This window comes from Clostridium guangxiense (genome assembly GCF_021043395.1).
Classification (GTDB): domain Bacteria; phylum Bacillota; class Clostridia; order Clostridiales; family Clostridiaceae; genus Clostridium_S; species Clostridium_S guangxiense.
Window position 1 is genome coordinate 50,650 of record NZ_JAJNKE010000026.1, and the last position, 8,679, is coordinate 59,328.

The following is an 8,679-nucleotide window of genomic DNA, read 5'->3' on the forward strand; positions in this document are numbered from 1 at the left end:
AGTGTTACAGTAAAATAAATTAATATATCTAAATTACAGGCTATCAATGTTTGACACAATAGTGCCACTAATTTGGCATATTTTTTGCTTTGAATAAATAGGATGAAGACTTAATTAAAGCTTAGGTATTATGGAACATGTATAAATTAATAGTTGGGTCGGTAATCATATAAATAGGAAAAGCTTGAAATGTGCACTAAAGAAAATTCAGATAGGTGGTGTTATTGTTTATGTTAAAAGATGATACTCTAAAATATTTGTATGAAAAAACAAAGAATTATGAGAAGGGTAAAAATAATAAGATATTTACAGCTCAATATATTTCGGAGCTATTTAAGGTAAAACGTAATACTATAAGCCATTATATAAACCAAATGATTGAAGATGGTGAAGTAATTAAGGTTAATACAAGACCAGTATATTTTTTTCATAAAAGAGCATTCGAAGAAACGTTTTTTCAAGTTTAGACGAACTATTTTTTAGAGAAGATGAAGGTGAGAAAGTGGAGGAAGTATTTGATAAACTTATAGGTATCAGCGGAAGCTTATGGGGAAAGACATATTCTTATGCAATGTGTGTATTAGAAGAAATGCAGTGGATTAAGACAAAATCTATACAGGCTCCTGAATACTTCCACGGTACACTTGAAATTGTAGAAGATGGTACATGTGTTGTACTTTTAAGAGGTGAAGATGAAACAAGAGTTATTTGTGATAGAGTTGAGAATTTTACAAAACAACACTCAAGCAAATTTACAATATTTGATACAAAAGATTATGTAACAGAAGGGATAAGCGATGAATTTAGAGGGTTATGTGTAAAAAAGCTATTGCTAGAAACTTGAGTTTTTAGTAATAGTTTTTTTTATATAGGTATTGACCTTTTTTTTGTTTTAGTGTACTATATGTATAGTACACTAAAACAATTAATTATGGTGAAATCAGCTTCGCTGTGATTTCACTCTATTTGAATGAGAATTATAAATGTGGTATTATTTCAAAGGCTTTAATATTAAGAACATGGAGGTAATTTATATGCAATATGATAACAATATTCCAATTTATATACAAATAATAAACAGCATAAAAGCAGATATAATAAATGGCAAACTGAAGACTGGTGACAAATTGCCATCTATAAGGGAAATGGCAGTAAAGTTTAAAGTTAATCCTAACACGCTCCAAAGAGTTTATCAGGAGCTAGAAAGAGCCAATATAACTTATACGCAAAGGGGAACAGGAAGCTTTATTAGGGAGGATGAGAATATGGTTAAAAATTTAAAGAGAGAAATGGCAACGGAAGTAGTTGAGAACTTTATAGAAAGTATAAAGAGTTTTGGGTTTGATGATGAAGAAATAATAAAAGTTATTAAAGAGAAACTTGAGGGGAGCAAGTAAAATGGTAGAATGCATATTAAAAGTTTCTAATCTCAACAAAAGTTACTTCAGAAAAAAGGCTTTAGATAATTTTGAAATGGAAATAAAGGAAGGAAAAATAGTAGGGCTTTTAGGACCAAATGGAAGTGGAAAAAGCACCTTTTTAAAAATACTAGCAGGTCTCCTAAGAAAGAGTTCAGGAGAGGTTTTAATAGATGGAAATGAAGTGGGAGTATATACAAAATCTATAGTATCTTATTTGCCAGATAAAAATTACCTTTATAAATGGATGAGAATAAAAGATGCATTTAGCTATTTTAGAGATTTTTATAAGGATTTTGATTATGCAAAAGCAGAAGAACTTTTGAAGTTTATGAATTTAGATATAGATAGCAAGGTAACAACTCTTTCAAAAGGAATGCTTGAAAAACTACATCTTGTACTAGTGCTTTCAAGAAAAGCAAGACTTTATATACTTGATGAACCATTAGGTGGAGTCGATCCAACTACAAGAGAAAAAATATTGGATACAATAATAAATAATTTTAATGACAAGAGTTCAATGATAATAACTACGCATCTCGTAAATGACATAGAGAGATTATTTGATGATGTTGTATTTATATCAAATGGCAAGAATGTTCTAAGTGGAGGTGCAGAAGAACTTAGGAATGAAAGAGATATGTCTATAGATGAGCTTTATAGGGAGGTTTTTAAGGATGCTTAAACTTATAAAATACGAAATTAAAACAGTGTGGAGAGACTTAATTATACTTTTAGCAATTGTAGTTTTGCTAAATCTAGCTCTCCTAACAAGAGTTAATGTGTGGAAAAATGATCTTGTTTTTGGATTAAGCTGTTTAATTTATTTTGGAGGTTTAGTTGCAATTTTCATAGGTAATATAAAAATATTTACAAGAGATTTAAAGGAAAACACAGGGTACTTATTATTTACACTTCCTCAAAATGGCTATTCAATCGTTGGAGAAAAACTAATAATATCATTAGTAGAAGTTATTATTATAAGCACTGCTGGAATAGGCTTTATTGATGTTTTTTCAAGTTTAGTATCTTTACAATTATTTAAAGGCTTTAACTTTGGGGCAGTTTTGCAGACTGTGGGAGATTTATATGCATATATATCACTTATTATATTTATATATTTTGTAGTTGCGGTTACGAAGATGATAATGAAGGGAAGAAGATTGAGTGGTCTAGTAGAATTCGGAATATTTGGAATTTTAGCATTTGTATCATATAAAATAGATGTAATTTTAGAAAAGATATTTCCACAGAAGATTAATATATCAGGAGGAATAACAAATCTACAAATATCTCCTGATAAAGTTAGCAATGTTAGTTATGGAAGTGTATCATTTAATATTGCAAATGGAGTATTTGGTTTTATTGTAACTGTAATCTTATTCGTGGTTACAGCGCGTATTTTAGAAAAAAGAATAGACTTATAGATTTTAGGAGGAATAATTAATGGGAGAATGCATATTAAAAGTTTCTAATCTTAATAAAAGCTATTTTAGAAAAAAGGCTCTTGATAATTTTGAAATGAAGCTGGAAGAAGGAAAGATATTAGGGCTTTTGGGACCTAATGGAAGTGGCAAAAGCACATTCTTAAAAATATTAGCAGGCCTTTTAAGAAAAAATTCAGGAGAAGTTTTAATAGATGGAAATGAAATAGGTATATACACAAAATCTATAGTATCTTACTTGCCAGATAAAAATTATCTTTATAAGTGGATGAAAATAAAGGATGCATTTAGCTATTTTAGGGATTTTTACAGCGACTTTGATTATGCTAAGGCAGAAGAACTTTTGAAATTTATGAATTTGGATATGGAAAGCAAAGTAACAAGTCTTTCAAAAGGAATGCTCGAAAAATTACATTTAACACTTGTGCTTTCAAGAAAAGCAAGATTGTATGTACTTGATGAACCATTGGGAGGAGTCGATCCAACCACAAGGGAAAAAATATTAGATACTATAATAAATAATTTCAATGAAAAAAGCTCAATGATAATAACTACACATCTTGTAAATGACATAGAGAGATTGTTTGATGATGTTGTATTTATATCCGATGGTAAAAATGTTTTAAGTGGAAGCGCTGAAGGACTTAGAAATGAAAAAGGCATGTCTATAGATGAACTTTACAGGGAGGTTTTCAAGGATGTTTAAAATTATAAAATATGAAATTAAAACTATAAGCAAAGAATTTTTAATAATTTTAGCAGCAATAGTGCTTTTGAATTTAGTACTTATGACTAGAATTAATGTTTGGAAAGATACTACCTTGATTATGTTGACATTTCTTATATGTTTTGGAGCAGGTGTAGTTGCTTTTATATACAATATAACTATGTTCACAAGGGATCTAAAGCAGGATACAGGATATTTGATTTTTTCAATTCCTAAAAGTGGATATTCAATTTTAGGAGCAAAGATGATTTCTTCTATAATTGTAATTGCAGCTTCATTGATTATTAGTGCAATTATGAGCTTTCTTCTTGGAATTGTTGCAATGGGAAACTTTAATGATTTTATTAAAGGATTCACTAGTTTAAAAATATCTGGTATTGATGCTATTAAAGCTGTATTAGTTTTAATAGCAGATGTTATTATAATTATTATTGGATATATTGGAACTCTTTTAATTATATATTTTTCTGTATCAGTATCTAGGGCTATAATGAATGGAAGAAAATATAGTGGTCTTGTTAGCTTCTTGATTTTTATAATAGTTAATTTAGTATCAGGAAAAATATATGACCTTCTATCTAGAGCAATTCCTAAAACTATAAATCCTTATGTTACGCTTTATAGTAATAGTATTGTTAATTCAACTAATAATCCTGATCCATCTATACTCTTTATTCCAATAAATTGGGCAGGCGGAATTTTTTATCTTGTTTTTAGCGTTGCTTTATTTATAGCAACAGGGTATATACTTGAAAAGAAAATAGATCTTTAATAGTTGACGATAGGCAGCATATAATCTTGTGCAAAGCACATAATTATATGCTGTTTTTTTATATAGATAGACAACTTGAAACTTTAATGGGATAAGTGATGGAGTTGATTTGCAGTATTTAATAAAAGGAAAAACTTTAAGAGAAAATATTGTAATAAACAAAGCAACTTCTGCTAATAGCTTTACTTTTAATCTATCCGTAAAAAATTTAACTGCTGTAAAAAAAGACAATACCATAGAGTTTTTGGATAAAAAGACGCAAAACGAGGTGTTCAGCATAGTACCACCTGTTATGTATGATGCAAATGGAGAAAGTTCAGAGGATATTCAAATTGATGTAAAAGAAAATAAAAAAGGATATACTTTGATCCTAACACCAAATAAAACTTGGATGAACAGCACGGATAGAAAATACCCTATAGTAATTGATCCTGATGTAACCTCAACCTTATCACAAAAGGATATAGATGATACCTTTATTTGTTCTAACGATACAGAGAATAAAAAATACAATTTATTTTTAAGAGTAGGTAATGTTCCAACTATAGGTACTACAGAAACTTATTTAAAGTTTAATAATTTGCCAAAGCTGAATACTGGAGATATGGTCACAAACTGCCAATTGTATTTGGATAAGCAAAGTTCTTACAGCGGCTCAGATGGAGAAATAGAAGCTCATAAAATTTTGACAAATTGGAATAATGACTCAATATCCTGGAGCAATAAGCCTGGTGTAGAAAGCAAAATTACAGATACACAAAAGGTTTCTGGAGATTGGTATTCATGGGACATAACTAATATAGCCAAGGCATGGTATAATAACGAGGCCAATTATGGAGTCATGCTTAAAAGAAGTAATCCTGCATCAGGTCATACAGCATTTTTATCCTCTGATACTTCGAGTGCCTACAGCGGGGGATGGCCAAGAGTTGTTGTATCGTATACTAATAACAGTGGACTTGAAGATTATTGGACATATCATTCGCAAGGTGCTGGGAGAGCAGGAACCGGGTACATAAATGACTATAATGGGAACTTAATATTTGAACACGATGATATGGACACTACAGGAAATAGAATGCCTGTAGCTATAAAGCATATATATAACAGTAATGATAGAGATAGTACTTTTGGTTGTGGGAATGGCTGGAGGACAAATTTAAATCAAAGGATATTAAATCAGTCTATTGGTGGAACTCAATATTATGTTTATATTGATGAAGACGGCACAAAGCATTATTTTTATTATGATTCTACTTCAAAGGTTTACAAAAATGAGGAGGGACTAGATTTAACCTTTAAGATCAACTCTGATAGTACCTATGATATAGTAGATAAGGATGGCACAGATTTATATTTTACATCAGGAGGATATTTAAATAAGATAATAGACAAAAATGGAAATACTGATGTAATTCGATATAATGGTACCACTTTATATGAAGTGACGGATGGTGCTGGAAGGGTAACAAGTTTTACTGCAACAGCCCAAGGATATCTTACAGGAATTACGGATCCTGATGGCAGAAAAACTCAATTTATTTATACTGGCACAGATTTAACCAATATAATCTATCCAGATGGAAATAAAACCACTTACACTTATGATTCAAATCACAATTTGATAAGTGCAGCAAACTATGATGGCTTAAAACTAACATATTCTTATTACACAGTGGCTCCATATAGAGTAAAACAAGTAACTCAAACTGGTGCAGATGGAACAGGTGGCGGAAGCTTGAGCATTAGCTACGGTTTTAATGATACAAGCTTTACAGATGCTAAAAATAGAACAGAAATATATCAATTTAATAATTCAGGAAATACTATGTGCATAACAGATGGTGATGGTAATGCACAAGCTTATCAGTATACAACTGACAATGCAAAAAGCACAAATAAGCTTTCTTTAGATTCAAAGCTGCAAAAAAGCAACAAAAGTTACTTAAAAAACAGCAGTGCTGAAGTAAGTAATTCTTATTGGACCTTTGGCTATACTGGGGCATCAGCTGTTGGAAGTGGAAGCTATTCAAACGAGGCGGCATATGTTGGTTCAAATTCCTTGAAGATAGCTAAAACTGATTATGGAGATACTGTGTATTATAATGAAAATGTTGACTTGACTAAAGGAAAAACCTATACATTTTCTGGTTATGTGAAGGCAAACGGAATAACCAATGATAAAAAAGCTGGTGCTGCATTATATGTAATTTATCAAGATAAAAATGGAGTACAGCAGTCTGCAGCCTCAAGCTATGTAACTGGAACTGCAGATTGGGAAAGATATTCGGTTACCTTTACCCTGCCAGCGGATTCAGCCTCTACAACTGTATCTGTAAGAGCTGGAGTAGTCTTAGAAAAGGGTACAGCATATTTTGATGCACTTCAGCTTGAAGAAGGAACTTTAGAAAGTAGATACAATTTACTAGAAAACTCAGATTTTGATTACGGAAGCTTATCCTCAGAAAACTGGCTGTATAACATGGGGGATTCTACAGGAGGTGTTACAACCCTTGAAAATCGCTCGATTTATAAAATTCAAGGAAACCTAGGAAAGTCTAAAAATATAAGTCAAGTAGTAAATGTATCAGGAAAAGCAGGAGATTCCTTTGTACTGTCAGGTTGGGCAAAAGCAGATTCACTGCCTAAAGACTCTAGTGCAAATAGATATTTTGCACTGGATCTAGGGATAAATTTAAATGATGGCACAACTCAGTGGGTAGTTATAAATTTTAATGCTGATAGTGGAAAATGGCAGTTTGCATCTGGACCAGCTGTTGCTAAGGGAGATTACAAATCCTTAACCTATTATGCCTTGTATTATGATGAAGAAAACTGCGCATACTTTGATAACCTTCAACTTTACAAGGAGGAATATGGACAAAGCTATCAATATGATTCAAAGGGAAACGTAATTTCTACCTCAGATTTAGCAAAGCAGCAAAGCAAATTTGACTACAATGGAAATAATGACCTTGTAACAGCTACTGACCCCAGCGGTAACCAGTATAAATATGAATATGACGGAAAGCGAAATATAACAAAAGCAACTACAGCCATGAATGTAGTTTACAGCTTCCAATATGACTCCTATGGAAATCCAATAAAAAGCACAACAAGTGGAACAACAAACCACATAGATTCATCGGCAGCTTATACCTCTGATGGTAACTACATGAGTTCCTTAACAGATGCAATGGGCAATACGAAGAACTATAATTACGATTCTAAAACGGGAAATTTATTGACCTCCACGGATGTAAAGGGCAAAGTAACAACTAATACCTATGATAGTAATGATAGACTAACAAGTGTAACTAAGAATGTGGATGGTAAGAATATAGCTAACACTTATACCTATAAAAATGATAAAATAGATACTATAGGGCATAATGGCTTTAACTACAGCTTTTTGTACGATTCTATAGGAAGAAATACAGGGGTTAGTGTAGGAAATCAAAAGCTAATAACGAATATCTATGAGCAAAATGGAGATAATCTATTAGAATCCGACTACGGAAATGGCAATATAGTTAAGTCCGATTATGATAGTCAGGATAGAGTGATTTCTAAAAAGGCAAATGGAGTAGAAATAGCACATTATACCTACGATGCCAGCGGAAATTTAGGTTTACTTGAGGATAAAGTAAACAACATAAGCTATAAATACAGCTATGATTTAGCAGATAGACTAACAAAAATTACAGATTCAAAAGGTAATGTATATAAAAATATGTATGACAAAAACAATAATATGTCTGGCTGTAGAGAAGTAGTAAATGGGAAAACCATAGAAACAGATTATGATTATGATAAAGATAATAAAATAAGTTTAGTATCATTAAATTTCTTATATGAATATATGCGCTATGATTATGATGATTTATCAAGAGTAAGCAGCGAAATTCTAAAATATGGAGACTCAACATATTACGTTACTAAATTTGATTATTTATCAGGCAAGGATGGCTCCAGCACAACTAGAATAGGCAGCATAGATAACAATGGAAATAAAATATCCTATACCTATGATGCACTAGGAAATATATCAACAACAACACAGGCAGGAATAACAATAAAATATACCTATAATGAATTGAATGAAGTTACAAGAGAAGACAATGGAATGCTAAATAAATCCATAGTTTACGCCTATGATGCTGGAGGAAACATAACAAGTAAAACGGAATATCCATATACAACAGGAGCTTTAGGTGCAGCAACAAACACAATAAGCTACGGCTATGGCGATACAAACTGGAAGGATAAGCTGACAAGTTATAATGGAAAAAATATAACCTATGATGCCATAGGAAA

8 protein-coding genes are annotated in these 8,679 nt (G+C 31.4%); all 8 read left to right on the forward strand.

Features of this window, described 5'->3' with window-relative positions; genetic code table 11:
- Nucleotides 1-230 precede the first annotated feature (230 nt).
- The gene (locus LQK79_RS14285; protein WP_231016982.1) at nt 231-467 is read left to right on the forward strand and encodes a hypothetical protein; all 237 of its coding nucleotides are present in this window, start codon (nt 231-233) and stop codon (nt 465-467) included.
- 35 nt (nt 468-502) lie between these two features.
- A complete protein-coding gene (locus tag LQK79_RS14290; RefSeq protein ID WP_231016984.1) occupies nt 503-844 on the forward strand; it encodes a hypothetical protein in 342 nt (113 codons plus the stop codon).
- A 190-nt stretch (nt 845-1,034) separates the two neighbouring features.
- Nucleotides 1,035-1,397, forward strand: a complete 363-nt coding sequence (locus LQK79_RS14295; protein WP_231016985.1) for a GntR family transcriptional regulator — start codon at nt 1,035-1,037, stop codon at nt 1,395-1,397.
- A gap of 1 nt (nt 1,398) precedes the next feature.
- A complete protein-coding gene (locus LQK79_RS14300; protein ID WP_231016987.1) occupies nt 1,399-2,103 on the forward strand; it encodes an ABC transporter ATP-binding protein in 705 nt (234 codons plus the stop codon).
- Complete coding sequence (locus tag LQK79_RS14305; RefSeq protein WP_231016989.1) at nt 2,096-2,845, forward strand: hypothetical protein; 750 nt, start codon at nt 2,096-2,098, stop codon at nt 2,843-2,845. Before LQK79_RS14300 ends, LQK79_RS14305 begins: the two co-directional genes overlap by 8 nt.
- Before the next feature lie 19 nt (nt 2,846-2,864).
- Nucleotides 2,865-3,569: an ABC transporter ATP-binding protein gene (locus LQK79_RS14310; RefSeq protein ID WP_231016992.1), complete on the forward strand. Its 705-nt coding sequence runs from the start codon at nt 2,865-2,867 to the stop codon at nt 3,567-3,569.
- Complete coding sequence (locus tag LQK79_RS14315; RefSeq protein ID WP_231016994.1) at nt 3,562-4,362, forward strand: hypothetical protein; 801 nt, start codon at nt 3,562-3,564, stop codon at nt 4,360-4,362. The genes LQK79_RS14310 and LQK79_RS14315 overlap by 8 nt, the downstream gene beginning before the upstream one ends.
- 109 nt (nt 4,363-4,471) lie before the next feature.
- Nucleotides 4,472-8,679 (forward strand): DNRLRE domain-containing protein (locus LQK79_RS14320; RefSeq protein WP_231016996.1); only part of this gene is annotated, 4,208 nt, incomplete at its 3' end.